21 protein-coding genes are annotated in these 24,425 nt (G+C 67.9%); 11 read left to right on the top strand and 10 right to left on the bottom strand.

Translation table 11 applies throughout. The annotated features are described in order from the left end of the window. Positions 1-35: 35 nt before the first annotated feature. On the bottom strand, positions 36-3,455 hold the full coding sequence (locus AB0F43_RS29940) for a DUF6531 domain-containing protein (RefSeq protein WP_360484174.1): 3,420 nt from the start codon (positions 3,453-3,455) through the stop codon (positions 36-38). Positions 3,456-3,672: 217 nt separating this feature from the next. Here AB0F43_RS29940 and AB0F43_RS29935 point away from each other — a divergent pair, with 217 nt between their 5' ends. Next, complete coding sequence (locus AB0F43_RS29935; RefSeq protein WP_360484171.1) at positions 3,673-4,299, top strand: DUF6308 family protein; 627 nt, start codon at positions 3,673-3,675, stop codon at positions 4,297-4,299. Between the two features lie 16 nt (positions 4,300-4,315). Here AB0F43_RS29935 and AB0F43_RS29930 read toward each other — a convergent pair whose 3' ends face one another. Both AB0F43_RS29930 and AB0F43_RS29925 read right to left on the bottom strand, forming a co-directional pair. Then, the gene (locus AB0F43_RS29930) at positions 4,316-5,836 is read right to left on the bottom strand and encodes an LLM class flavin-dependent oxidoreductase (protein ID WP_360484168.1); all 1,521 of its coding nucleotides are present in this window, start codon (positions 5,834-5,836) and stop codon (positions 4,316-4,318) included. 81 nt (positions 5,837-5,917) lie between these two features. Next, positions 5,918-8,959, bottom strand: a complete 3,042-nt coding sequence (locus AB0F43_RS29925) for a BTAD domain-containing putative transcriptional regulator (RefSeq protein ID WP_360484165.1) — start codon at positions 8,957-8,959, stop codon at positions 5,918-5,920. Between the two features lie 138 nt (positions 8,960-9,097). Between AB0F43_RS29925 and AB0F43_RS29920 the strand changes: the two genes are divergently transcribed. Both AB0F43_RS29920 and AB0F43_RS29915 read left to right on the top strand, forming a co-directional pair. Then, entirely contained in the window at positions 9,098-9,661 is a 564-nt protein-coding gene (locus AB0F43_RS29920) for an NAD(P)H-dependent oxidoreductase (RefSeq protein ID WP_360484162.1), read from the top strand. A gap of 14 nt (positions 9,662-9,675) precedes the next feature. After that, the gene (locus tag AB0F43_RS29915) at positions 9,676-10,215 is read left to right on the top strand and encodes a dihydrofolate reductase family protein (RefSeq protein WP_360484159.1); all 540 of its coding nucleotides are present in this window, start codon (positions 9,676-9,678) and stop codon (positions 10,213-10,215) included. Positions 10,216-10,272: 57 nt separating this feature from the next. Here the strand turns inward: AB0F43_RS29915 and AB0F43_RS29910 are convergent, their stop codons facing one another. Together AB0F43_RS29910 and AB0F43_RS29905 are read right to left on the bottom strand one after the other, a co-directional pair. Further along, entirely contained in the window at positions 10,273-11,637 is a 1,365-nt protein-coding gene (locus tag AB0F43_RS29910; protein ID WP_360484156.1) for an FAD-binding oxidoreductase, read from the bottom strand. A 176-nt stretch (positions 11,638-11,813) separates the two neighbouring features. Further along, on the bottom strand, positions 11,814-12,731 hold the full coding sequence (locus AB0F43_RS29905; protein WP_360484152.1) for a LysR family transcriptional regulator: 918 nt from the start codon (positions 12,729-12,731) through the stop codon (positions 11,814-11,816). A gap of 78 nt (positions 12,732-12,809) precedes the next feature. On the opposite strand from AB0F43_RS29905, the gene AB0F43_RS29900 reads away from it, so the two are divergent. Together AB0F43_RS29900 and AB0F43_RS29895 are read left to right on the top strand one after the other, a co-directional pair. Continuing rightward, entirely contained in the window at positions 12,810-13,721 is a 912-nt protein-coding gene (locus AB0F43_RS29900) for a DMT family transporter (protein WP_360484149.1), read from the top strand. 221 nt (positions 13,722-13,942) lie between these two features. Then, the gene (locus tag AB0F43_RS29895) at positions 13,943-14,779 is read left to right on the top strand and encodes an alpha/beta fold hydrolase (protein WP_360484146.1); all 837 of its coding nucleotides are present in this window, start codon (positions 13,943-13,945) and stop codon (positions 14,777-14,779) included. A 12-nt stretch (positions 14,780-14,791) separates the two neighbouring features. On the opposite strand, the gene AB0F43_RS29890 is transcribed toward AB0F43_RS29895, so the two are convergent. Together AB0F43_RS29890 and AB0F43_RS29885 are read right to left on the bottom strand one after the other, a co-directional pair. Beyond that, a complete protein-coding gene (locus AB0F43_RS29890) occupies positions 14,792-15,508 on the bottom strand; it encodes a hypothetical protein (RefSeq protein ID WP_360484143.1) in 717 nt (238 codons plus the stop codon). Continuing rightward, positions 15,505-15,849, bottom strand: coding sequence for a hypothetical protein (locus tag AB0F43_RS29885; protein ID WP_360484140.1), 345 nt, complete (start codon positions 15,847-15,849; stop codon positions 15,505-15,507). The genes AB0F43_RS29890 and AB0F43_RS29885 overlap by 4 nt, the downstream gene beginning before the upstream one ends. A gap of 147 nt (positions 15,850-15,996) precedes the next feature. On the opposite strand from AB0F43_RS29885, the gene AB0F43_RS29880 reads away from it, so the two are divergent. Then, positions 15,997-17,970 carry a histidine kinase gene (locus tag AB0F43_RS29880; protein WP_360484137.1) on the top strand — a complete coding sequence of 658 codons (1,974 nt, stop codon included), beginning with the start codon at positions 15,997-15,999 and terminating at the stop codon, positions 17,968-17,970. Next, positions 17,967-18,611 carry a response regulator transcription factor gene (locus AB0F43_RS29875; RefSeq protein ID WP_360484134.1) on the top strand — a complete coding sequence of 215 codons (645 nt, stop codon included), beginning with the start codon at positions 17,967-17,969 and terminating at the stop codon, positions 18,609-18,611. The genes AB0F43_RS29880 and AB0F43_RS29875 overlap by 4 nt, the downstream gene beginning before the upstream one ends. Before the next feature lie 58 nt (positions 18,612-18,669). On the opposite strand, the gene AB0F43_RS29870 is transcribed toward AB0F43_RS29875, so the two are convergent. Then, positions 18,670-19,665, bottom strand: a complete 996-nt coding sequence (locus AB0F43_RS29870; RefSeq protein ID WP_360484131.1) for a WYL domain-containing protein — start codon at positions 19,663-19,665, stop codon at positions 18,670-18,672. Between the two features lie 55 nt (positions 19,666-19,720). On the opposite strand from AB0F43_RS29870, the gene AB0F43_RS29865 reads away from it, so the two are divergent. Further along, a complete protein-coding gene (locus tag AB0F43_RS29865; protein WP_360484128.1) occupies positions 19,721-20,851 on the top strand; it encodes an epoxide hydrolase family protein in 1,131 nt (376 codons plus the stop codon). 94 nt (positions 20,852-20,945) lie between these two features. Here AB0F43_RS29865 and uraH read toward each other — a convergent pair whose 3' ends face one another. Then, a complete protein-coding gene (gene uraH / locus AB0F43_RS29860; protein WP_360484125.1) occupies positions 20,946-21,269 on the bottom strand; it encodes a hydroxyisourate hydrolase in 324 nt (107 codons plus the stop codon). 521 nt (positions 21,270-21,790) lie between these two features. On the opposite strand from uraH, the gene AB0F43_RS29855 reads away from it, so the two are divergent. Further along, positions 21,791-22,864: an SDR family oxidoreductase gene (locus AB0F43_RS29855; protein WP_360484121.1), complete on the top strand. Its 1,074-nt coding sequence runs from the start codon at positions 21,791-21,793 to the stop codon at positions 22,862-22,864. 141 nt (positions 22,865-23,005) lie between these two features. Here AB0F43_RS29855 and AB0F43_RS29850 read toward each other — a convergent pair whose 3' ends face one another. Then, the gene (locus tag AB0F43_RS29850; RefSeq protein ID WP_360484118.1) at positions 23,006-23,329 is read right to left on the bottom strand and encodes a hypothetical protein; all 324 of its coding nucleotides are present in this window, start codon (positions 23,327-23,329) and stop codon (positions 23,006-23,008) included. 138 nt (positions 23,330-23,467) lie between these two features. Here AB0F43_RS29850 and AB0F43_RS29845 point away from each other — a divergent pair, with 138 nt between their 5' ends. Both AB0F43_RS29845 and AB0F43_RS29840 read left to right on the top strand, forming a co-directional pair. Then, positions 23,468-23,821 carry a hypothetical protein gene (locus AB0F43_RS29845; protein WP_360484115.1) on the top strand — a complete coding sequence of 118 codons (354 nt, stop codon included), beginning with the start codon at positions 23,468-23,470 and terminating at the stop codon, positions 23,819-23,821. Continuing rightward, entirely contained in the window at positions 23,818-24,417 is a 600-nt protein-coding gene (locus tag AB0F43_RS29840) for a hypothetical protein (RefSeq protein ID WP_360484113.1), read from the top strand. The genes AB0F43_RS29845 and AB0F43_RS29840 overlap by 4 nt, the downstream gene beginning before the upstream one ends. Positions 24,418-24,425: the final 8 nt, after the last annotated feature.

Raw genomic sequence — 24,425 nt, 5'->3', positions numbered from 1 at the left:
TGGAGAGGGGATTGCCGGAGGTGTAGGCGTAGGGGTTAGGTGAACCGCCTTGGTCTGGGGTGAGGAAGGTGCCGGTGGTGGGGTCGTTGGCCGAGGAGGTAGTTGCCGCTCGGAAGTTTGAGGCCGCCGATGTAGCCGGGCGAGGGCGTTTGTGCGCCCCTCGTAGGCGGGGTGGGCGGAGCGCCGACAGGGCGTGAGAGGCCGTAGGGGTCGTAAGCGTGGTGAGTGGGGGTTGGGGTGGCGGTTGTGAGAATGGACCCGGTGGGGGTGGTGGTCACTGGGGTGACTGAGGTCGAGGTGGCTTGGGCTAGGAGGCCGGTGCCGTAGAGGTAGCGGGATGGGGTGCGGCCTGTGGATGTCGACAGGATCTGGGGCGACAGGGGGTCCCACAGGTAGTTGGTGGTCTGGGGGCCGGTGGTGGAGGTGGCTCGGCGGCCGTCGCCGGTGTGGGTGTAGGTGGTCTGGGTGCCGGCTGTGGTTGAGGTGAGGGGTTTGCCGGCTGCTGACCAGGTGTAAGTGGTTTCGCCGGCCGTCGACAGGTTGCCGTCGGCGTCGTACGCGTAGACGCGGGCCTTTGGTGGGTCGAGGGGGTACGTCGCAGGGGCGGTGATGGAGGCGAGGAGTTCGCTGCCGGCGCCGTACAGGGACCAGGTGCTGCCCGTGGGCCGTTGCTCCCAGATGCGGTTGCCGATGGCGTCGTAGTCGTAGCGGATGTAGTCCTGGGCGTCGTCGGTGCACTGGTCGACGCCGTAGCAGACGCCGGTCAAACGGTTCAACGCGTCGTAGGTGTAAGACGACTTGCCGGCAATGGAGTCCTCGCTGCGGACCACATTGTCAGCCGCGTCGTACGACGAGGTAATCGACCGGACCGGCTTGCCACCCCGAGTCACCGCGAGTGACGTGGTCCGGTTCCGCAGATCGATTGAACGGGTCTCGATGAGACCGCCGGGGCGGGTGGTGGTGATCGTGCCCCGCGAGTCGTCGTAGCGGTATGACGCCAGCGGCTTCCCGTCGACGGCTGCCGAACTCAGGCGGTCAACGGCGTCCCAGGTATAGGTCTCCGTATGCCCAGCCGCCGTTCGCGCAGTCAGGTTGCCGACCGCATCCCACTGGTAGGCCACCGGCCCGCTCGAGGTCAATCGGTCGGCAGCGTCGTACCCGAACCGAGTCGTACCCAGTCCGTCCGTCATCGAGGTACGGCGGCCCACCGCATCCCAGGTGAAGCTGACCGACGGGGTCTTGTCGGAGTACGCGATCTTGGTCATCGCGCCGCGCGCGTCCAGGGTGAACGACGCCGACTTGCCCGAGGGCAGAGTGGTGCGGATCAGGCGGCCGGCTTTGTCGTAGCTGAACCGCCAGGTGCGGCCGCCGTACGTCGTGGAGGTCGTGCGGCCGGCGGCGTCGTACGCGAACGTCTGGACTCGGCCGCTGGCGTCGACCCGCTTGGTCAGTCGACCGGCCGAGTCGAACGAAGCGGTGGCCTCCGGCAACGACGGTCGGGTGACACCGACCAGTGCGCCGGCGTCGTCATACCGGAACTTAGTGGTGTTGCCACGGCCGTCGACCACGGTCACGAGCCGGCCCTGCGCGTCGTACGTCTGCCGGGTTGTGACGTCCAGCGCTCCACGCTGCTCGAGCGGTTGGTCGTCGGCCGTGTAGGTGAAGGTGCTGACGGCACCCCGCGATGAGGTCGCCTTGGTCACTCGGCCCCAGCCGTCCACCTCGTAGCGAGCGACCCGGCCGGCCGGATCCGTGACGCTGACGAGATCACCATCCGCCGAGTACGCGAGCCGCGTGACTCGCCCGAGCGGATCGCGCGCCTGTGTCACCTGACCTCGGCGGTCGTACAGGACCGAAGAAGTCCGGCTGGCGTACGTCGTACTCAGCAGGTTGCCGCGAGCGTCGTAGGAGAACGTCGTACGACGGCCGAGTGGGTCAGTTGAGCTGACCAGGTCGTTGAAGCCGTTGTACGTCCGGCGGGTGACGTTGCCGCCGGCATCCGTTGAAGCGATGACCCGGCCCAAGGCGTCGTAGCTATGACTCGCGCCGTGACCGAGGCCGTCGAAGACGCGGATGAGGTTTCCGGCCGCGTCGTAGTGGAAGGTGACCGTGGCGCCGGTCGGATCGATCTGGCGGACGAGCCAGTTCCGCTCGTACTCGTTGATCCACTTCCCGCCGGCCGGATCGGTCATCGTCGACGTACCGCGGACTCCGGCCGGGTCCCAGGACCAGGTCGACCTGCCGCCGTTCCCGTCCGTCTGGGCCACGACGCGGCCGTCGGCGCCGTACTCCGTCGCGAACGCCGGCTTGGCCGCGTCCCCGACGGTCTCCGACTGCAGTCGACCGTCGACGTACGCGTACCGCGTCCGCACGCCGCCGGGCGATGTGACCGCGGTCAGCCGCCCATCGTCGTACTCATACCGCACGGTTCGAGGCTCGACGCCCGGCCCGGACAAGCGTACCGACGCGATCAGCCCGAGTTCGTTGTAGTCGTAGGACAACGACCGCCGGCCGTTAGTCACCGTCGCCACACGCCCGGAGACGCGTTCGATCACCACACCCTGGTCGTTCCGATCGAGGATCGACAGCAGCTCGCCGGCAGCCGAGAACCGCATGCGCAGATAATCGAAACTCGTCAGCACGTACTCGCTGCCGGATCGCGCCAGGCCGAAACGAGCCACGCCGCGCTCGACCACGAACCCGGTCCCCTGCCGGTCGAACGCGATCTCCCGGCCGTCCGACGCCAGGTAGCGCGCTCCCCCGGCGTCCAGCTCGAGCCGATCGGAGTACGACGGACGCCAGCCACGCCCGAGGGGACTCGCGCCCGAGTCGTTCGAGTTGTACGTCCGTGTAACGGTGAGCGGGACGCCGAGGCCATCGACCGCCGCGTCGGTCTCGGAGGCAACCAGCGCACCCGTCAGCGAGTTGACCGGGTCGGACTGCAGTGCGAAGGGCCCGAACAGGCCGCGAGCCTGCAGGTCGGGCAGCACGAAGCCCGGCGCGCCGGCGTAGATCATCACGTTGCCGCTGGCCGAGCCCTTGTTGTTCGTCAGCGAAGCGCTCAGCAGCCCCGGCGAACTGGACAGCGAACAGTCGACCGGCACCGTCACTGTCCAGGTCAGCGATTGCGTCCGTGCAGGTTTTGGCGCTGCATGGTTCTCACATGGCCAGGCACTCACCTTCCACGTGCGGAGGTCGGTGAGCTGAATGGTGCAGATATCTCCTGACGGGGCAAAGGTTCGCGCCTGGAACGTGAACGTCTGCCCGGTGCCCGCGTGGGCGAACCCGCCGTCGTTCGCGATCTGTGGGCCTTTGGTCAGTAGCTCGCCGCTCGCCGTCACGCTGACGTCGACGTGGACGCACGTGCCCGGCGGCGCGGCGTGGGCCGGGGGACTCAGCGGGACGACGAAAAGGGCGCACCCGAGCAGGGCGAGCCAGCGCCGTACAGGGTTCATGGGCGGCTCCGCTCGGTTGATGGGGTGTCACCGAGAGTCTATGGATTTCGGAGGTTGCTGAGACCGGATGATTACAGGTTGTGGACAACGGGAAGTGACCCTGGCGTGTGGGTGAGCGCGGGGTCGCCTACGATCTGCGGAAACGGTGTCAGGGAAACGTTCGGATGATGGTCCGCCCGCTGGCGGGTCTGCCACCAAGAGTGTGAGGGTGTGGCTCATGAACATCGGTACTCGGAAGATCGTCGTTGACGAGGCGATAGCGCAGTTGCGGCTGTACGCCGAGACGAACGGCGCTGTACTGCGCTACTACGACGGTCTGCCGGGGATGACGTGCGTCGGAGGTTCCGACCCGAACCAGATCACGCTCGAGGATCTGGCCCGGACGATGGTGATCGGCTCCGACCTGCGCGCGATGGACATCCCGTGGCTGCTCGAGGTGGATGCGGAGAAGGAGCTCGCCGCCATCCCCGTCGACGCGCGACTGGAGGACGCGACGCCGGGCAGTGAGCTGTTCGAGGCGGCGATGGCGCTGGACGAGAAGTTCACCGGCCACCGCGGTTTCGGCCACGCCAAGAAGTCGAAGCTGCTGCACCTGAAGCGGCCGTACCTCTACCCCGTCACCGACAGCTTCATCCGGATGACCTACGGATCGGCGTCGGCCGGGGCGGAGTTCCTGACCGCGGTGCACAACGACCTGGTCAACCCGGCCAACGTCCGCGACTTCAAGCTGTTGCAGGTCCGTCTGATCGCCGAGCCGCCGACGTCGGCCGCGCGCCTGCTCGGCGAGGTGCCCACTCTCCGCCTGCTGGACATCCTCGCCTCACTACTCGGCGAGGCCAAATGAGCCGGCGAGGCTAGGCCTAGACGACCCCGAGCCGCGCGAGCGGCTCCACCAGCTCACGCTCCTCGTAGGACAGGTGTGAGAGCAGCGTGTCGTCCAGCAGGTCGACAGCTGCTCGCAGACCGTCGATGCCGCCGGAGCCGTCGACCAGCGCGACCAGTGCCTTGTCGACACCTTCCAGTACGTCGTGGATGACGCGGTGCTCCTGCTCCAACCGGTCCACGACGGGCACCAGCGCCGGGTCCGCTCGCCGCAGGTGCGGGAACAGTGAGGCGTCCTCCAACGAATGGTGAGTGGTCACCAGCCGGCAGTACGACTCGCAGTACGTCCCCAGCGTCCAGTTGTTTTGCCGCATGGTCATGGTGTTGATGTGTGACCGTGCCTGTCCGACACCGATCGAACCGGCAGCCACCTGCTCGACCAGGTCCCGGATCTGCTCGAGCTCAGCACGCAGATGGTCGTGTACGTCGATCAGGTGCTGACCCGACGACAGCTGGTACGGCGTGTACGTCCGCTCCGGGTCCAACGCCGGTCCGGTGGGCCGATCCGACTCATCCAGCAGTTGTACGGCGCTACGTCGTACAGCCGGAGGTGGAGTCGGTACGACGGTGAACCCGCCACCCCGGATGGTCGGCTCGGCAGGTGCACTGACCACAGCACCGGAGCGAGCCGCCTCGACAGCCTCGCGGACACCGGCTGCGACCTCAGCGAACCGGCGGATGTCCTCAGGGTTGTCAGAAGCCAGGATGTAGGTGCTCATCCCCTCGTCCAGCGTCAGGTCGGCGAGCTGGTCGATCCACAGCTCCTCCGGTCCCTGCAAGAACCCGCCACCACGCCCGTCGAACCGCCCCGACACGTTGTAGAGCCGCCGTACTGACGCAGGGTCGCGGCCCGCCTCAACCGCGGCTTCGTCGATGATCTTGTTCATCGACGTGAGCTGGTCGGGCCCGGCGTAGCCGCTGCTCGGCAGCCAGCCGTCGGCAAGCCGTCCGGTGACAGCCAGCATGCGCGGCTTGTAGGCACCGAGCCAGATCTCCACCTCGTGTGCCGGCTGCGGACCACGCTTGGCGCCGGCCACGGTGTAGTGCTTGCCAGGCAGCCGGATGCCACCGCCTTCCGGGGTCCACACCTCGCGGATGATCGCGATGGCCTCTTCCAGTGCGGTGATGCTCTGCCCGGTGGTCAGCCGGGGACCAGCGTTCGCAGCGACGGCGTCCAGGAAGCCGCCCGCGCCGAGACCGAGCTCTACCCGGCCACCGCTGATCAGGTCGAGCGTGGCGACGCTGCGGGCGAGTACGACCGGCTGGCGCAGCGGGAGGTTGGCGACATTCGTCGCGACCTTGACGCGTTGGGTCTGGGCGGCGACGACGGACAAGAGCGTCCAGCTGTCCAACAGCCGAGGCTGGTACGGATGGTCCTGGAAGGTGACCAGGTCGAGGCCGACCTGCTCGGTCAGCTGCGCCAGCGCGATCACCCGGTCCGGATGCTCGACCGCCGGGGTCAGGAACGTGCCGAAGACCAGTTCGTGGCCGTAGTCCATGGTTCACCTTTCACCCGTCTGCTTGACCATGAAACTACTTCGCTACACACATAATCTCAAGCACAGAAGATCTGCGGAGCATCACAGTAGGCTGAAGGCCTGTTCCGGGGAAAGGGCGGTCCCGGCGTCCCAGGCGATCTCGAAGTCGGCGTCACCCAGCACGGCCCGAGCGGCGGACGCGGCCCGGACGTTGTCCTCGGCCTCGGCCGGGGTGATCAGAAAACCCTCGGCGGCTCGAGTCGCGTCGGCCGCACCCAAGAGCTGTGCGGCGACGGTCTTGTCGGGCAGGCACGCGGCGATTCCCTCCAGGGCCCAGCACATGCCGCGGAGCGACTCGTACTCCTCCGAGATGCGGAAGGCCTCCACGTGCAACCCGAGAGCAGCCTCCGGCTCGCCGCGAAGCTCCACGACGTACGCGAGCTCCGTCAGGACCAGCGAGAGGTAGAGGACCGGATCCTTCTGCCGGCGGGCCGCTTCCACCAACGCACGCAGGCGGGTCTCCGCCTCCTCCAGGGCGCCAGTACGGCGGGCTGCGAAGGCCAGCACGATCTCCGCCAGGGCCTGGGTCGAGCGCTGGTCCTGCTCCGTCACCAACCGCAGCGCACGCTCGCCCTGGGCCCGAGCAGCCTCGTAGTCGCCCTGCCGGATCTCAGTCCAGCCCAGCATGCCCAGCGCTCCTGCGAGTTCCGGCCAGAGCCCCAGCTCCTCAGCCAGTTGCACGTCCTCCCGCTGCAACCGTGCAGCCTCGTCGAAGTCGCCAATCAGCTCCGCATGGGCGCTGAGCCAGCTGGTCGCTTGCAGCACGCCCCACCGATCACCCAGCGCACGGAAGATACGAGCACTCTCTGAAGCATCGGCATGCAGCGCCTCGACATCAGACCGCACGTGTGCGTGCTTGGCACGCGCCACCAGTACTGCTGCGACACCCCACTGGTCGCCGTCCGCCTCGAAGCTCTTCAGCGCGAGGTCCAGCAGCGCCTGACACGTCACCAGGTCACCGAGATCGCTACCAGTAAAGGCGATCCACCACTGCGCCCGCGCATCCGCCGACTCCAGCCACCGGTCACGCTCCCCCACCGCGTCACTGTCACCCTGGACGTACATGAACCCGACTCGCCAAGCACTCGCCCGAGCAGAATCAGGCACCGTCTCCAGCGAGCGCACTGCTTCAGCAATCCGCCCGCGCAGGTACCAGTACCAGGCGAGCGCGTCCACCAACCGCTCAGCCAAATCAAGCTGGCCTGATGCAACAGCCCGGTCCAGCGCGGACCGCAGGTTGGCCGTGTCCTCGTCAACTAGCTGCAACCACCTGCCCTGCTCACCGCCGTACAGGTACGGCCGAGCCTCCTCCGCGAAGGACGTGTAGTACTCAAGGTGCCGCTGCTGCATCGACTCCAGCTCACCAGCGGCACGCAGCTTCTCCACGCAGTACGCCGCCACGGACTCCAGCAGCCGGTATCGCGGCCCCTCGGACCCCTGCACTGGTACGACGAGCGACCGGTCCACCAGCCGTACCAGTACATCCAGTACGTCGACCCCTGGCTCGGCACACATCACCGACGCGGCGTCCGGCGTACACCCGTCAGCGTGTACGGCGAGACGCCGTAGAACGACCTGTTCGTCCGGGCTGAGCAGCTCCCAGCTCCAGTCGATCATTGCGAGCAGAGTCTGCTGACGCGGTGCAGCCCCACGGTGTCCGGTCGCCAGCAAGCGGAACCGGTCGTCCAGCCGGGCAACCAGTCCACGCACTCCCAACGCACGGACTCGGGTCGCGGCGAGCTCCAGTGCGAGTGGAATCCCGTCGAGGCGGCGGCAGAGCACTGATACGTCGGCCAAGGTCTCAGCCGACAGAGTGAAGTCACGAGAAGCGGCTGAAGCCCGGGCGACGAACAACTGCACCGAACTGCACGAGCCCACCGCATCGGGCCCGTCATCGCGTGCAGGCACTTCGAGGGTCGGCACAGTCCACACGACCTCGCCGGCCAGGCCCAGCGGCTCACGACTCGTTGCCAGGACCCGCAAGCCCGGAGCGGCGGCCAGTAGCCGGTCAGCCAGCTCGGCGACCTCCGAGATCACCTGCTCGCAGTTGTCCAGCACCAGCAGCCGAGAGCCCATCACCGCCGCCAGCCGCTCCACCACAATGTCTGGAGCGCCAGCGATCTCCCGCACGTCCAGTGCTGCCTGCACAGCATCCGTCAATGAGCTACTCACCGACAGCGCAGCAGGAGTCACCGCAGCCAACTCGACCAGCACTACTCCATCGGCGAACCGGTCAGCCACTTCTTCTGCCGAAGCCAAGGCCAGTCGGGTCTTGCCCACTCCACCAGGCCCAGTCAGCGTTACGAGCCGTGCGGATGCCAAACACGAGCTGACGTCGGTCACGGCCTCAGCACGACCGATCAGCTCGGTGAGCGGCGCTGGAAGGTTCGAACGGCGACTGGGAAGCTCCTGCGTGAGGATCGACTGGTGGAGCGCGACCAGCTCCGGACTAGGATCCAGCCCCAGCTCGTCAGCCAGCAGCCGCCGCAACTCCTCGTAGCTCTCCAGCGCCTCGCTCTGCCGACCACTCCGGTAGAGCGCCCGCATATGACTCGCACGCAGTCGCTCACGCAGTGGGTGCTCGGCAACTAGCGCGGCCAGTTCACTCACCGAGGCGTCGGTCCATGTCTCCATCGCCGTGAGCCGCTGCTCGTTCAGCCGGGCTACAGCCGTCTCCACGAACGCCTCGTCCGCGAAGTCGGCGTACGCCGGACCACGCCAGAGCTCGAGCGCTTCCTCGAGCTGTCCGTCGGCTACCCGCTCGGCAAAGGTCAGTGCGTCGTACGACGAGCTGTCGACGGTCAGCGAATAGCCGGCCGGGCCGGACTTCACCAGTGCGCGGCTGCCGGGCTCAGCGTCCTCGAAGGCGCGGCGGAGCTGGGACACCTTCGCGGACAGGGTGCCGGCCGGGTTGCCGGGGAGCTGAGAACCCCACAGGTCGTCGATGAGCCGGTCTGCCGGGACTGGACGGCCCTCGTGCACCAGGAGGTCGGCCAGCAGGGCGCGGACCTTCAGGCCCTGGATCGTGACGGGCTTCCCCGCGTCAGTCCAGGCCGTGACCGGTCCCAGCACCCCGAAACGCATGGCCGCACCCTAACCGCCAGACCGCGCACGACCTACCCCGTTTACGCCGCCGCCGCGATCGACCGGAAAGAAACCGTAAACGGGTTCCGGCAGAGTCTGGGTCATCAGGAAGGAGGCGCGCAGGAAGGAGGCAGGCAGATGCGACTGGCAGTGATCATCGGCAGCACCCGCAACGGGCGGTTCGGACCGACCGTGGCCCACTGGTTCGCCCGGCAGGCCGCCAAGCAGTTCGAGGTGGACCTGATCGACCTGGCCACCGCGAATCTGCCGACCACACTGCCCGACACCGACGACAAGACACCCGCTGAGGTCGCCGTACTGGCTCCGAGGCTCGCCACCGCGGACGCGTTCGCAGTGGTGACACCGGAGTACAACAGCAGCTTCCCGGCGCCGCTGAAGACCGCACTGGACTGGTACTACGAGGAGTGGCACGCCAAGCCGGTCGCGATCGTCAGCTACGGCCGTGAGACCGGTGGACTGTACGCCACAGCTCAGCTGCGGCAGGTCTTCACCGAGCTCCAGGCCGTCACCATCCGCAACACGGTCACACTGCCCTGCTACTGGGAGCAGTTCACCGCAGACGGCGACTGGCCGCGGCCGGCCGCCGGCTACGAGGCCCAGGCCAAGCTCATGCTCGACCAGCTCGTCTGGTGGGCCCAAGCGCTCCTGGACGCGCGCACCGACCATCCTTATCAACACTAGAAAGAGGAAGAACCATGCGGAAGCTGATCGAGTCCACCTACATGACCATCAACGGCGTCATCGACAACCCGCAGGACTGGACCGGCCCTTACTGGGACGACGAGTACCTGGCCTACAACCAGGCCCTGATGGAGAACATCGAGGCGCAGGTCCTCGGCCGGGTCACCTACGAGGGTTTCGCCGAGGCCTGGTCGCAGCGCAGCGGCGACCCGTTCACGGACAAGTTCAACGCGATGCCGAAGTACGTCGCCTCCCGCACGCTCACCGAGACGACCTGGAACGCCCGGCTGCTCGAGGGTGACGCCGCCGAGGCCGTCAAGCGGCTCAAGGAGGAGGACGGCGGCGACCTGATCAAGTACGGCACGGGTGAGTTCTCCAAGACGCTGCTGGAGCACAAGCTGGTCGACGAGTACCACTTCTGGACCATTCCGGTCCTTGCCAGTGGTGCGAAGTTGTTCGACGGCATCGACGTCGACATCACCCACCTCGAACTGCTCGGCACGACCACCTTCAAGTCCGGCATCGTCGTCCACAAGCTGGCCCCGAAGGCCTGACGCACGACAACCACGTCCGTACGGCGCACGCGTCGCACGGACGTGGTTGTTCGTTGCCTAGGGCACGATGTTCTGGTTGAGGTGGAACAGGTTGCCTGGGTCGTACTTGCGTTTGACCTCGACCAGCCGGTCGTAGTTCTGCCTGTAGTTGTCCTGGATCCGGCCCTGGTCGTCGCCGGCCATGAAGTTGATGTAGCCGCCGGCCTCCGAGTGCGGTGCCACGTCGTCGTAGTACGACCGCACCCACTGGATGTTGGCGTCGTTCTCGGCCGGGTCCGGCCACATGCCCGCGATGACGGTCGCGAAGGTCGCGTCCCGGTAGGCGAACGCGGTCGCGTCCGGTGTCACCCGGTGGCAGGCGCCGTTGATCGGATAGATGTGCACGGTCGCGTTCATCGACGGCAGCCCGGGGGCGTGCCGAAGGTGGGCCTGGATCGCCGCGTCGGTGAGCTCGGTGACGAAGTTCGCCTTCCAGTAGTGCTGCAGCCCGGGCGGGACCAGTGCGTCGAAAACGCTGTTCAGCGCCGGATACGGCATCGGGCCGACGTGCTCGGCGACCACCGGCGCGAACTCCCGGAACCTCGAGATCTCTGACTCTCCCCGGTCCGGATCACCGGCCCAGCACCCGACGATCAACGTGAACACGTCGCCGTGCCGGTCCTCGGGGATGAACGGCAGCGGTGGCGCGATCTGGAACGCCGGGAACCCGCCGAGCTGCTCGGGCGCACCGTCGATCATGTCCCGGAACCCGCTCAGTACGGCGGCCGCGTCGGACATCTCGAACAACATCGGACCGCCGAAGATCGTCGACACCGGAGCCAGCCGGAACTCCAGCGCGGTCACCACGCCGAAGTTGCCGCCACCGCCGCGCAGCGCCCAGAAGAGGTCGTCGTTCTCCTTCTCGCTCGCGATCAGGAACTGCCCGTCCGCGGTCACCACGTCGGCCGAGATCAGGTTGTCGCAGGCGAGCCCGAGGCCGCGGGCGAGGTACCCGATCCCACCGCCGAGAGTCAGGCCGCCGACCCCGGTGGTCGAGATGATGCCGCCCGTGGTCGCCAGTCCGAAGGCGTGCGTCGCCGCGTTGAAATCGCCCCAGGTCGCGCCACCACCGGCTCGGGCGGTCCGGTTGACCGGGTCCACCCGGACGTTGCGCATCCCGCCCAGATCGATCACCACACCGTCATCGACGGTGCCGAACCCGGGCACGCTGTGCCCGCCGCCGCGCACTGCCAAGTCGAGTTCGTTGGTCCGGGCGAAGTCCACCGCGGCCATCACGTCACCCGCGTTCTCACACCGCACCACGACCCCCGGGCGTTTGTCGTGCATGGCGTTGTTGACCCGGCGTGCCTCGTCGTACCCCTCGTCGCCGTCGGTCAAGACCTGACCCCTGGCGCGTTCCCTCAAGTCCTCGATCGTGCCCATGAGCCCTCCCCGGCGATCACGTCAAGATCAGCGCCGCAGCACAGCGCAGCGCCGCACAGACCTGCCGTCGCCGTCGAGCGCAGCGCGAGAACCCCCCACCCCAGAGAGCGCCTGAACCCCCCGACGGGCGGCCGGACCTCCCCCAGACCCACCCGTTCTTCCCCGAGAGTCCCGTGCTACCCCGGATTCGTCAATGTTTCGTCCGCGGCAACGCGTAGTGCGGCGGCAACTGCGGCTCCTGCCGGCGTGCGGCTGCGGCGCGTGAGCAGGAAGACCTCCCGACCGACAGCCCCCTCAGCCGACGGGCGGACCGCTACACCGGGAGCGCCGTACCCGAGCACCAAGTCCGGCAGCAGCGCACCGGCTCCCGTCGTACGGACAAGCTCCAACAGGATCAGGAAGTCGTCCGAGTTGTAGCGCACGTCGGGCTCGAAGCCGCCGAGCTCCCGGCAGACCCGCACCTGCATCTCGTGATGCCCGGTGCCGGGATGACAAGCGGCCCACGGTACGTCGGCCAGCCGTGCGAGCGACACCTGGTCGGCACCGGCCTCGGGGTGATCAGCGGGCAATACGACCTGGATACGTTCGCGCAGCAACCGCTCGCGACGCAGGTCGGCGTGCACAGCCCGCGGTTGCCCGTCGTACTCGTCACCGACCACCACATCCAACTGCTGCAACCGCAGCGCCGGTACCGCCTGCTCCACCTCGACCTCAGCCGCTTCAATTCGGATGTCGGGATGGCTCACGGCCAGCGCTCGTACCGCCGGAGCCACTACGCGCAGGAACGCGGACTGGAAGGCTGAGACCCGCACCACTCCGGCCGCCCGCCCAGCCGCGACCGTGGCCAGCTCCGCCTCCGCCGCCTCCACCCCTTCCAGCAGTACGGCGGCATGCCGCACCAGGACCTGCCCAGCGGCGGTCAGCCGGACGTTGCGCCCGATCCGCTCGAGTAGCGGCGTACCGGCTTCCCTCTCAAGCACGGCGAGCTGTTGGGAGATGGCACTGGGCGTGTACCCGAGCGCCCGCGCGGCACCGTGCACAGTGCCACGACCGTGTACCTCGCGCAGCAGGCGGAGCCGGTGCAAATCCAGCATCTGTTCAGCATAGCTACACATTTCTGTGCATGAAGCCGCGATAGACCTGAACAGTCCGCAACCGGGAGCATCGATGCCGTGGGGCGACTCTTTTGCTTACTTTCCGCTGCCGGGTTCGGGGCGATGGCTGTGTTCGGCAAGTTGGCGTACAACGCTGGTGTATCGGTGGACGCGCTGCTGCTGGTCCGCTTCGGGCTGGCCGGCGTACTGCTGCTCGCCATCGCACTGGCTCGCGGTGCGCTGCGCCAACTGCCCCGCCGGGCTGTGCTTGCCGGGCTGGGCATGGGAGTGTTCGGCTACGCGGCACAGGCCGGGCTGTACTTCTCCGCATTGGCCAGGATCGACGCATCGCTCGTGGCACTGATCCTGTACGTGTATCCGGTGCTGGTCATGGCCGGGGCGATCGCACTCGGGCGGGAGCGGGCGTCTCGGCGACGGGTCTGGGCGCTGGGCGTTGCACTGACCGGAATCGTGCTGGTGCTCAGCAGTGCGACTACAGGTCTATTCGACTGGGTGGGTGCGCTGCTGGCCTTTGGTGCTGCGGTTACCTACACCGGATACATCCTGGTCGGCGACCGGGTGACCGCGGACGTGCCTCCACTCGCTTTGGCAGCACTGGTGTGCGCCGGGGCCTTCGGCACGTTCCTGGTCACCAGCTTCCTGCGTGGCGGTGCGGTCCTCGGCTTCGAACCGGTCGGGTGGCTGTGGCTGGCAGCGCTGGCAGTAGTCAGCACGGTGGGCGCGATTCTGCTGTTCTTCGCCGGCATGGCCCGGGTCGGCCCTTCGGTGGCGTCCATCCTGTCGATCCTCGAGCCGGTGGTGACAGTGGTCGCGGCTGCGGCTGTGTTCGGGGAGACGCTCAGTGTGACGCAGTGGCTCGGCGGTTCGATGGTGCTGGCCGCCGTACTGATCGTGCAATGGCCGCGCCGACAATCGTTGTCTGGACTTTCGGCGCCTTCGGAGGAAGCGGCGGCAGACTTGAAGGTATGAACCGGCGGATGACGTGGGCGGGAGTCGTCGCGCTTGTGATGACGGCCGCGATCGCCTGTACCTCCGAGGACGACGCGGCACCCCCTGCGTCCGCTCCAAGCGCCTCCTCGACACCCACCACGTCATCCGCCCCGCCGGCATCGCCCACGCCTAGCACAACGCCCACTCCGACTGCGGCGCCCACTCCAACCGCAGCACCGCATCCTGTCTCACTGCAGGCGATGATCGCGAAGAAGTACGACGGCCGGAACCTCCGCCTCGGCCGGGTGCTCGCTCGCAACTCCGCCTACACCCGGTACTACGTGACGTACTCCAGCGGGTCGTTGACGATCTCCGGCATCCTGAACGTCCCGCGCACACCCGGCCGGCATCCCGCACTCGTGCTCAACCACGGCTACATCGACCCGGCGATCTACACCAACGGCCGCGGCCTGATGCGTGAGCAGGACTACCTCGCCCGCCGCGGGTACGTCGTACTGCACACGGACTACCGCGGACACGCGCAGTCCTCCGACGATCCGCGCGCCGACGTGAACCTGCGACTCGGCTACACCGAGGACGCGATCAACGCCGTACTCGCGCTGCGCCCCCTGCCGTCCGTCGACCCGAACCGGATCGGCATGCTCGGCCGGTCGATGGGCGGCGGGGTCACCTACAACGCGCTGGTCGCCCAACCCGGGCTGGTCAAGGCCGCGGTCGTGTTCGCGCCGGTCAGTGCCGATGCCGCGGACAACTTCAACCGCTGGATCCGCAACGACCGCCCGATCGCCGCGACCATCCTGCGCACGTACGGCGAACCCGCCCGCAACCCGGCGTTCTGGCGCAACGTGTCAGCGATCAACTTCTTCGACCGGGTCACCGATCCGGTGCTGATCCACCACGGCGAGTCCGACTCGACCTGCCCGATCACCTGGTCCCGCGAAGCGCTCGCCGCCCTCAAGGCGGCCGGCAAGACGGCGACGATGTACACCTACCCCGGCGAGGAACACGCCTTCGGCCCCGCCTGGCCGACCTCGATGGCCCGCACCGTCACCTTCCTCAAGCAGCACGGCGTCTGACGGAGCGAACATCTACCGCATCCACTCCTCGTCGCGCATCCGGAGGATCGCCCACCCCACCGCGGCGAACCCGGCTGCCTGCAGACCCCAGCCGACGAGGTCGAGCGTGTGACTGACCACCACAATCGCGGCGACCGCGTGGATCGGCTGCGAGATCGCGGTCGCCACCGCGGCCCACCGCGGCACGACGTGCGACCGCCACATCGCGATCCCGAGCAGGATCGTGCCGATCACATGACCGGCGACGAACGCGAATCCGGCAACATCCATCGACCCGTGCGTGACCTCGGCGGCCCGGGTGATCGCGGCCGGATCCAGTCCCGCCGTCCCCGCGGACCAGATGAAGATGTCGCTCGACGCCATCCACGGGAGGGCGAGATACCCCGGTACGACGAGCAGCAACGCGATCGCGGTCAACCAGGGAGCGCACGGACGGGTGAGCCGCCCGACGAAGTACACCCCCGGCACCAGCGTGAGGATCCCGACGAACCCGAGCCACAGCACCAACGAACCCCGGTCCAAATTGTCGACAACCTTATTGGTGATGGTCGACACGTCGTCAACGGTGTCATACGGCAGGACATACCGAAGTACGGCGATCGCGGCCGGCCCGATCGGCAGGATCAGCGCCGCAAACCACCGCGACACGGGGCGAAGAGCGGAACCTGTCCGTAGGACGCCGGCCGGTAGGACGTCGCCTTGCGTCGTACTGGTCACGTCCCGACTCATCGCACACGCTCCAACTCACGGGACGGCAGCAGCACCGCCACGACCCCGAACACCGTTGCCGCCACCCCGACCCCCGCAGCGGCGACAGCGGCCGCCGGTACGCCGGAGGTGAAGAACGCCGGCACGGCCAGCAGCGCCGAGGCGAGCCGCAAGGTGATGAGCGGAGCAAGTGACCACCGCTTCCCCTGCCACGCGAACCCGATCAGCACCAGACTGACCAGCCCGACCACCGCCGCCCCGATCGCGATCTCCATCGGCGGATGTTCACCGTCGGTCAGCACCGGCGTCAGCAGATCCGCCACTGACACCAGCCCGAGTACAACCAACCCCAGCTTGTACATGTTGTTCCCCTTTCTGAGGGCTCCACTGTCTGGCAGTCAGCTCGTCCGACACTTGGGCGCGCAGTCCCCCGCGACCAGGCAATTCCCCGCCCCGCCCGGGAACCCGATCCCGAGACGCCGGGACACTTCCGGGCGCACACTTCCGGTATGAAGGCCTCACAGCAACCTGCCCGACGAGGGCTCGCGGGCGGGCTCGGCGGCTTCGCAGTCGCCGAGGTGATCGCGGCGCTCGTCCTCGCCGCGATCCTGGGGTGGGGCTGGCAGATCCTGGTGGACGCGTTCGTGGTGACGAACGGGTTGATGGGGCTGACGTTCGGGCTCTGCGGAGCGGTGATCGCCTGGCACCGGCCGGGCAACCCGATCGGATGGTTGTTCATCGCCGACGGCATCGGTCACGCCACCACCGCGGTGGCCACGCCCATCGGCCAACTGCTGGCCGACGGAGACGCCCCGCTGGTCGCCCAGCGTCTGGTCGTCACGCTCGCGATGCTGGCCTGGCCGTGGTCGATCGGCCTGTTCCTCCCGCTCGCCCTCCTGCTGTTCCCGACCGGCCGCCTGCTCTCGCCCCGCTGGCGCTGGGCCGCGATCGGCATCATCGCCACCGCGCCGCTGTTCGTCCTGGAGATGGCCGGCGACGGCAGCGCACCCGGCAACGGCATCCCACCCGGGTATCTGGTCTTCTCGTCGTACGACGCTCTCCAGCCGCTGTGGACGATCACCGAACTCCGCAACCTGGTCGCGTTGCTGCTGGCAATCAGCTGTCTGGCGATCAGATACCGGCGAGCCGATGAAACGGGCCGTCGGCAACTCCTGTGGTTGCTCCTGGCATCCGTCATCGCGATCCTGTTCGTGACGCCGTGGGCCTTCATCGTCGGCACACCAGTCCTTGTTCTGCTCGCGATTCCGTTGATCCCGGTTGCCGTCGCGGTGGCAGTCGTGCGCTACCAGCTCCTCGACATCCGGCTTGTCGTGTCGCGCGCCCTGACCTGGGCCCTGCTGTCGTTGGTGGCCATCGGCGCCTACGCCGCGCTCGCCGCGATCCTGGGTTCGTTGATCTCGTCCCGAGTCGGCCGCTCCGCCGCGATCACGGTCTTCGTTGCCTTGCTCATCGCCCCGATCCTGCCGCGCCTGCAGCAGCTCGTCGATCGAGCCCTCTATGGCGACCGCGGCGACCCGGCTCGCGTCGCGTCCCGCGTCGGCGAACAACTGTCCGCCGGGCTGCCCGGCGTCGTCGCATCCATCCGCTCGGCCCTCCGCTTCCCGTACGTCGCTCTGATTGTCGACGATGCGATCGTCGCCTCGGACGGGACGCTGCCGGCCAACGTCGTACCGCTGGCGCTCGAGTACGGCGGAACGGCGGTCGGCTCACTGAACATCGGTCTGCGATCCGGCGAGTCGGAGCTGTCGTCGGCGGACCACAATGTGCTCGGGTTGCTCGCCGTACCGCTTGCCGTCGCCGTCCACGCGACCCGGCTCTCCGCCGAACTGCAGTCGTCCCGCGAGAAGCTGGTCTCCGCGCGCGAGGAAGAACGGCGCCGCCTCCGCCGCGACCTGCACGACGGCCTCGGTCCGACGCTCACCGGCGTCGCGTTCACTGCCGACGCGGCCGCCAACGTGGTTGACACCGATACCGACCAGGCACGCAATCTTCTCAGCACGTTACGCAGTGATACCCGGATGGCGATTGCCGACGTACGACGTCTTGTCGACGACCTCCGGCCGCCGGCGCTGGACGAACTCGGCCTCGTCGGAGCATTGCGGCAGCGCGCCGATCACCTGTCGTTCCGGGCAGACGGTGCGTCGATCCGGGTGGAGGTCTCGGCGGATGGGTTGCCGGCTCTGCCTGCGGCTCTGGAGGTCGCGGCGTACCGGATCGCGACCGAGGCGCTCACGAACATCGTCAGACACTCACACGCGACCCACGCCGTACTAGCGTTGCGCTGTGGCGAGGACCTGGAGATCGAGGTGACCGACGACGGACCGCCGAACGGCGAGTGGCGTCCCGGCGTCGGTCTGCACGCGATGCGGGAACGCGCCGCCGAGCTTGGCGGCCGGTTCGAGGCAGGTCCGTCGCCGAGCGGAGGCGTCGTACGGGCGAGTTTTCCTTTGGAGCACACATGATTCGCGTGGTGCTGGCCGATGATCATCCGGTCGTGCGGGCGGGGCTGTCGGCCTTGCTCACGTCGCTGCCGGGGATCGAGGTCGTTGGCGTCGCCGCGACCGGCCGTGAGGCGATCCGTGAGGTGATCACGACGCGCCCGGACGTCGCCGTACTGGATCTGCAGATGCCCGACGTCGACGGCTTCGCCGCGACCCGGGAACTGGCGCGGTCGGCGCCGGAGGTCGCCGTCCTGGTCCTGACGATGTTCGAGGACGACGACTCGGTGTTCGCCGCGATGCGCGCCGGCGCCCGCGGCTACCTGGTCAAGGGCGCCGAGCAGGAGGAGATCGCCCGGGCCATCCGCGCCGTCGCGGCCGGCGAAGCGATCTTCGGCCCGGGCGTTGCCCGCCGCGTACTGAGCTTCTTCTCGGCGCCGCCGCCCACGGCCGACCCGTTCCCCGAGCTCACCACCCGGGAACGCCAGATCCTCGACCTGCTCGCCGCCGGCCTGTCCAACGCCGCGATCGCCAACCGCCTCGACCTCGCCGCCAAGACGGTCGCCAACAACGTCTCCACCATCTTCACCAAACTCGGCCTCGCCGACCGCGCCGCCGCGATCATCCAGGCCCGCAACGCCGGCCTCGGCACAGACAAGCCATGAACCCGCGGTTTGCGGAAGGAGAGTCGTCCCCAAGCGACGATTTCTCTCCGGGAAGCAGTCAGTTGATCGCGCGGAGGTAGCGATTGCCGATTGTTTGCAGGTGCTGGACGAGTTCGGGCGGGCCGTCGACGTGGAAGTCGAGGCCCAGCATGCCGATGTAGACGGCAACGATCTCCAGGGAGTCGGCGCCGGTGACGAGGACGCTGGTGTTGTCGTCGACGGACTCGACCACGCCGACGGCGGCGTGGATCCGGGACAGGACCTCCTGGGCCGGAGCGAAGACCGTGATGCGGGCGTGCACCTTCCACCCGGTCGTCGCGACGTCCCGCAGTACGAAATCTGTGTAGTCGTCCCCCGGCATCGGGCGGGGCTCGTACCGACGACCTGTTGCCATCCGCAACGACATCCAGTCGACCCGGTACGTGCGCCAGGCGTCGGCCTCGTCCCGCGCGACCAGGTACCAGTACCGCTGCCAGCTCACCAACCGGTACGGCTCGACAAGGATGGGCAGGTCGGACGCACGTCCCGACCCCGGGCCGCGGATCGGAACACCGCTAGGGATCTCGTAGTCGAACCGGAGATAGTGCTCGTCGCGGATGCAGGCCGCGATCGCGGTCAGTACTGCCGGATCGACCTCGGGGTCCTGCACGTTCGACCCGGTGTTGTCCGGCCCTTTCTCCATGGTGCTGTGGATCGCGTTCACCTGCCGCCGGAGCCGATGCGGCAGCACCTGCTCGAGTTTCGTCAACGCCCGCGCGCTGCTCTCCGCCATCCCGGCCACACCGGCGCCGGTCCGCAGTCCGACCGCGACCGCCACCGCTTCCTCGTCATCCAGCAACAGCGGCGGCAGCTTCGCACCGACGCCCAGCTGGTAGTGCCCGGCCGGCCCGCGGGTCGCGTCGACGGGGTAGCCGAGCTCGCGCAGCCGGTCGATGTCATTGCGGATCGTTCGGGTCGTCACTTCCAGCCGCTCAGCCAGCTCCGCACCGGTCCAGGCCGGGCGGGTCTGCAGCAGCGCCAGCAGGGACAACAACCTCGACGAAGTCTCCAGCAAAATCAGTCTCCTAAATAGGAATCTAATGTTCCTATACGGATTCTACGGTAAAGCCATGAACACCAACGAGAGCATCCGGCCCTTCACCGTCGACATCGCCCAGACCGACCTGGACGACCTGCTCGCCCGCCTCGCGCGGACGCGGCTGCCCGAGCCCGTCCCCGGCGACGACTGGGACTACGGCACCCCGAACCACTACCTCCGCGAGATGGTCGAGCACTGGCAGAACGGGTTCGACTGGCGCGAGCAGGAGGCGCGGATGAACAAGTTCCCGCACTACCTGACCGAGATCGACGGCCAGACCGTCCACTTCCTGCACATCCCGTCGAAGGTCGAGGGCGCGACGCCGCTGCTGCTGGTGCACACGTACCCGGGGTCCTTCGTGGACTTCCTCGACATGATCGGCCCGCTGACCGACCCGGTCGCGTACGGCGGTTCCGCCGAGGACGCGTTCTCCGTCGTCATCCCGTCCATCCCCGGCTTCGGTTTCAGTACGCCGCTGGTCGACCGCGGCTGGACGATGGCGCGGGTGGCTCGCACCTTCGACACGCTGATGCGCCGGCTCGGCTATTCGTCGTACGGCGTCCATGGCTCCGACGCCGGCGCGATGGTCGCACGGGAGCTCGGTCTGCTGAACCCCGAGGGCTTCCTGGGGCTGCACGTGCTGCAGTTGTTCTCCTTCCCGTCCGGCGACCCGGCCGAGTTCGAGAAGTTCACGCCCGCGGACTACGCGGCGCTGGAGCACCTGCAGTGGTTCCAGTCGGTCGGCGGATACAACCAGATCAACGCGACCCGGCCGCAGACCGTTGCCGTCGGCATCTCCGACTCACCGGTCGGGCAGCTCGCCTGGAACGAACTGTTCAACAGCTTCGGCAACGGGACCAGCCTGGTCACCCGCGACCAGATCCTGACCGAGGTGTCGCTGTACTGGTTCACCAACAGCTCCGCCGCGGCCGGTCGCTACCACTACGAGGAGGCCCACTCCGGCGCCGAGCCCACCCAGAACCACGCCCCGACCGGCGTCGCCGTGTTCGCCGACGACTTCAAGACGATCCGCCCGCTGGCCGAGCGTGACAACCCGAACATCGTCCACTGGTCGACTTTCGACAAGGGCGGCCACTACGCCTCGCTCGAGCGTCCGGACGAGCTCGCCGCCGACCTCCGGAAGTTCTTCCGCAACCTGTAGACAATCCGTCGATGCCCAGTGCGGCCCATCACCTGATCAGGTGTTCGGGCCGCACCGGCATGTGGTCGGCCGGTCAGTTATCGGACCGTTTTCCTCAGCTGCCGCGGTACGTCGAGAACGCGAACGGGCCGAGCAGCAGGGGAATGTGCAGCCGGGTCGAGGGGTCGGCAACCGTGAAGGCGACGATCACCTGCGGGAAGAAACACGACTGCCCGGTCTTCGCATAATAGGCCGCGGCCTCGAAGAGCAGCCGGTGATCACCGGCCCGACCGAGCGCGGGACCCAGTTCGCCGACTCGGCCGTTCGCGTCGGTGATCCCGGAGCCGAGCACGGTGAACGGGTCAAGCTGCTCCAGTACGACCGTCATACCCTCCGCGGGCCGGCCGCTCACCATATCGAGGACATGGGTGCTGATCATTCGTCGACCACCTTTCCTCCGGCCCGTCACCGCCGTACTGCTTCTCGTTCCGCCGCGCGTCGTACTGCTCCTCGTCCCGCCGTCCGTCGTACCGCTTCTCGGTCCGTTGCCCGCCGTACTGCTCCTCCGGTGCCCGGTCTCGCACCGGACCATGCCTCAGCGTGAGGGAGCCCGGAGCGCTCGCGCACTCCGGGCTCCTTGGCTCCAACCCCCGTGGAGGGACGTCGGGGCAGAGCCACCTCCGTCGATCCCGGCCGGGTGCGGGTGCGCGGCGCTGGGGGTGGCGCCGTACCGCCCTCGATGAGGGACGACCGGCACCGGCAGGCCGGGAACGCGGAGTCGTGCGCGGGCTTGTGTCAGCACGCACGCCCGGGCGTCCAGTCTCCCCCCTTGGTGAGCCGTCCCCAGGGCGGCCACGTCGCCGATACTGCTTCGACGCTACGCTCGAACCGCTGACGGCACAACGCCCGAGGTAGCGCATCGTGCGTGTCATGGCGGGGGCGAATGGGCACCGGCGTGGCATGGCTGTTGTAGCGATCACTGGAGCCAGTGCCGGAATCGGGCGGGCTTGCGCCCAACTGTTCGCCGAGCGCGGGTACGACGTCGGTCTCATCGCGCGGGGTCCGGACGGTCTGGCGGGTGCTGTCACCGACGTGGAACGGGCGGGCTCGAGAGCCGTCGCCGTACCGATTGATGTGAGTGACGCGAACGCTGTGGAGAAGGCCGCTCAGTCGATCGAGGAGGAACTCGGGCCGATCGACATCTGGGTCAACAGTGCGATGGCAACGGTGTACGGCCCCTTCCTGGAGATCTCGGCCGACGAGTACCAGCGGGTGACGGAGGTGACCTATCTCGGTTTCGTCAACGGGACGCGGGCCGCACTGCACCGGATGACGCCGCGGGATCGCGGAGTGATCGTGCAGATCGGCTCGGCGCTGGCGTATCGCGGGATCCCTTTGCAGTCGGCGTACTGCGGGGCCAAGCATGCGATCCAGGGTTTCACCGACTCGATCCGGTGCGAGCTGCTTCACGATCGGAGCGCCGTACGCCTGGTCGAGGTACACATGCCCGCGGTGAACACCCCGCAGTTCCACGTCCAGCGCTCCAAACTCCGGCGCAAGACACAGCCCGTCCCGCCGATCTATCAACCAGAGCTGGCCGCTGAGGCCGTCTGGCACGCCGCCCACCACCGTCGCCGCCAGGTCTGGGTCGGATTCCCCACGGTCTACACCATCCTCGGCGACCGGCTGGCCGGTCCGCTCCTGGACTCCTTCCTGGGCCGGACCGGGTATGACAGTCAACAACTCGACGAGCCACGTCCCGCCGATGATCCGGACAACCTCTACGAGCCCGTTCCCGGCGACCACGGCGCCCACGGTGCCTTCGACGACAAGGCCAAACCCCACAGTCGCCAGCTGCGCTTCACCTTGTCCCGCCCGGTTGCGCGGCTGGCCGAGGCAATCGACGCCGCCAGCGCGGCCGCGGGCCGCGGGTTGGCGTACCTGGCTCAACGAAAGCAGCAACGGCCCAAGCCGACGCCTTCACCGTCATCGTCATCGTCACCGTCGCGGGAGGATGCCCCGATCCCCGGCTAGCCTTTTCGAGCGCTCCCGGGTTGTTGTCGCCGGCATCGATTCCAATCGTTTTCGCGTGGTACGTCGCACCTCTGGATTCGATGACCGCAGCAACTGTCCCCGTCGTTCGCGATCAGCACCCCTAGCCGACGCCCCCACCCGTCACGGCTCTTGCTTGCCGAGGAACGCCTCGAGGAGCTGCTCACGCTCTTTGAACGTCGGCTTGTCCACCTCGATCGAGCGGTCCCCCAATGTGAGCTTGATCGTCCCCGGACTGTGCCGCCGGCAAATCCAGTCCTTCAGTACGGCGATCAACGCCGGCACCCTGCCACCCGCCCCCACGAGTGCAACGGCCAACCCATCCCCTTTGGCACCACCCGGCGCCTCCTCAACCACGGCCTGAGTCATGAACTCCTGCTCAGCCAACTCCTTCCGCAACTGCCGAACCGCCTTCTCCACCCCCTCCTCATCCAACGCAGCCCCCACCACCCGAACCTCAACCCACCGCCCCTCACCCATACCCCCGATCATCCCGCCACCACCCGTAACCCACAACCACCCCTCCGTCACCACCCCTGTGGATAACTCAATCCGCCCACAGCGCGCCGCTCCTAAGCTGTCGGTATGGATGCCGAAACCGAGTACCTACTCCCAGGCGGCGAGCGCGTCTGGGTGCTCAACACCACGGAAGCCTCGAAACACCTTCCCAACCTCCTGACCCTGTTCCGCTCCGGCGAGACCGAGCCGTTGATCTTCGGCGACGCCGGCCAGCCCGAGGGCGTCGTCATACCGTTCGAGGTCTGGCGCGCCCTCGAAGCCGCGACCACCGACGAGAACGGCTTCGACTCCAGCTACTCCGTCCTCCGCCACCGCCTCGCACACCCCCAGCCGTCGGTTCCGATCGAACAGGTAGCCGCCGATCTCGGCTTGGACCTCAGCGAACCAGTCGACGACTCCGACCTGCCCAAGCCCCAGTGACGCAGTACCGCCTTCTGGTCCGCGAGGAGGTGCTGCAGCAGCTGGCTGTGCTCAAAAGAGCCGCCGCAACCCAGGCCCCCGGCGGTCTGCGCCGCCGCGAACACCAAGCTCTCGAGCTAGGCCTCCGCGCTCTCGTCCACGGTCAAGAAGAGCTCTTCGACGGCAAACGCCTCGGCTACGCCGCCTATGACCTCAGCGACTGCGCGGAGATCAAGCTGGCAGTCATCCCAGAATCTCGCCGCAATCACGAGCTGGGGCCCTCCCATCGGCTCCTGTACCGCGAATTCGAGGCGGAGGACGGTGGCTTGCCCTACCGTGAGGTCGTCTGCTTCGAGCCCCGCAAGGACGACCGCCCTTTTGACGTCGCCGCGGCCCGACTCGGCCGCGTCCGCGGCACCAGGATCCGGACCCTCGCCGCAGCGGCCGCTACCTCCGGCGCCGCCCCGATCCGTCAACCCCTCCCACCCGATCTCCGCAAGGCCCTAGCCGCAGCCGCCAACGTCGCGCCCGCCTCCGGAGCCGTCAACCCACGCCAGCTCACACCGCGGGTGCGCACAGGCCTCGGTCGTGGCGACCCACGCTGCCGAGACCTCTAGCCCAGACC

This window comes from Kribbella sp. NPDC023972 (assembly GCF_040639075.1).
In the GTDB taxonomy this organism is placed as follows: Bacteria; Actinomycetota; Actinomycetes; order Propionibacteriales; family Kribbellaceae; genus Kribbella.
This window is presented reverse-complemented; position numbering and strand designations above follow the sequence as displayed.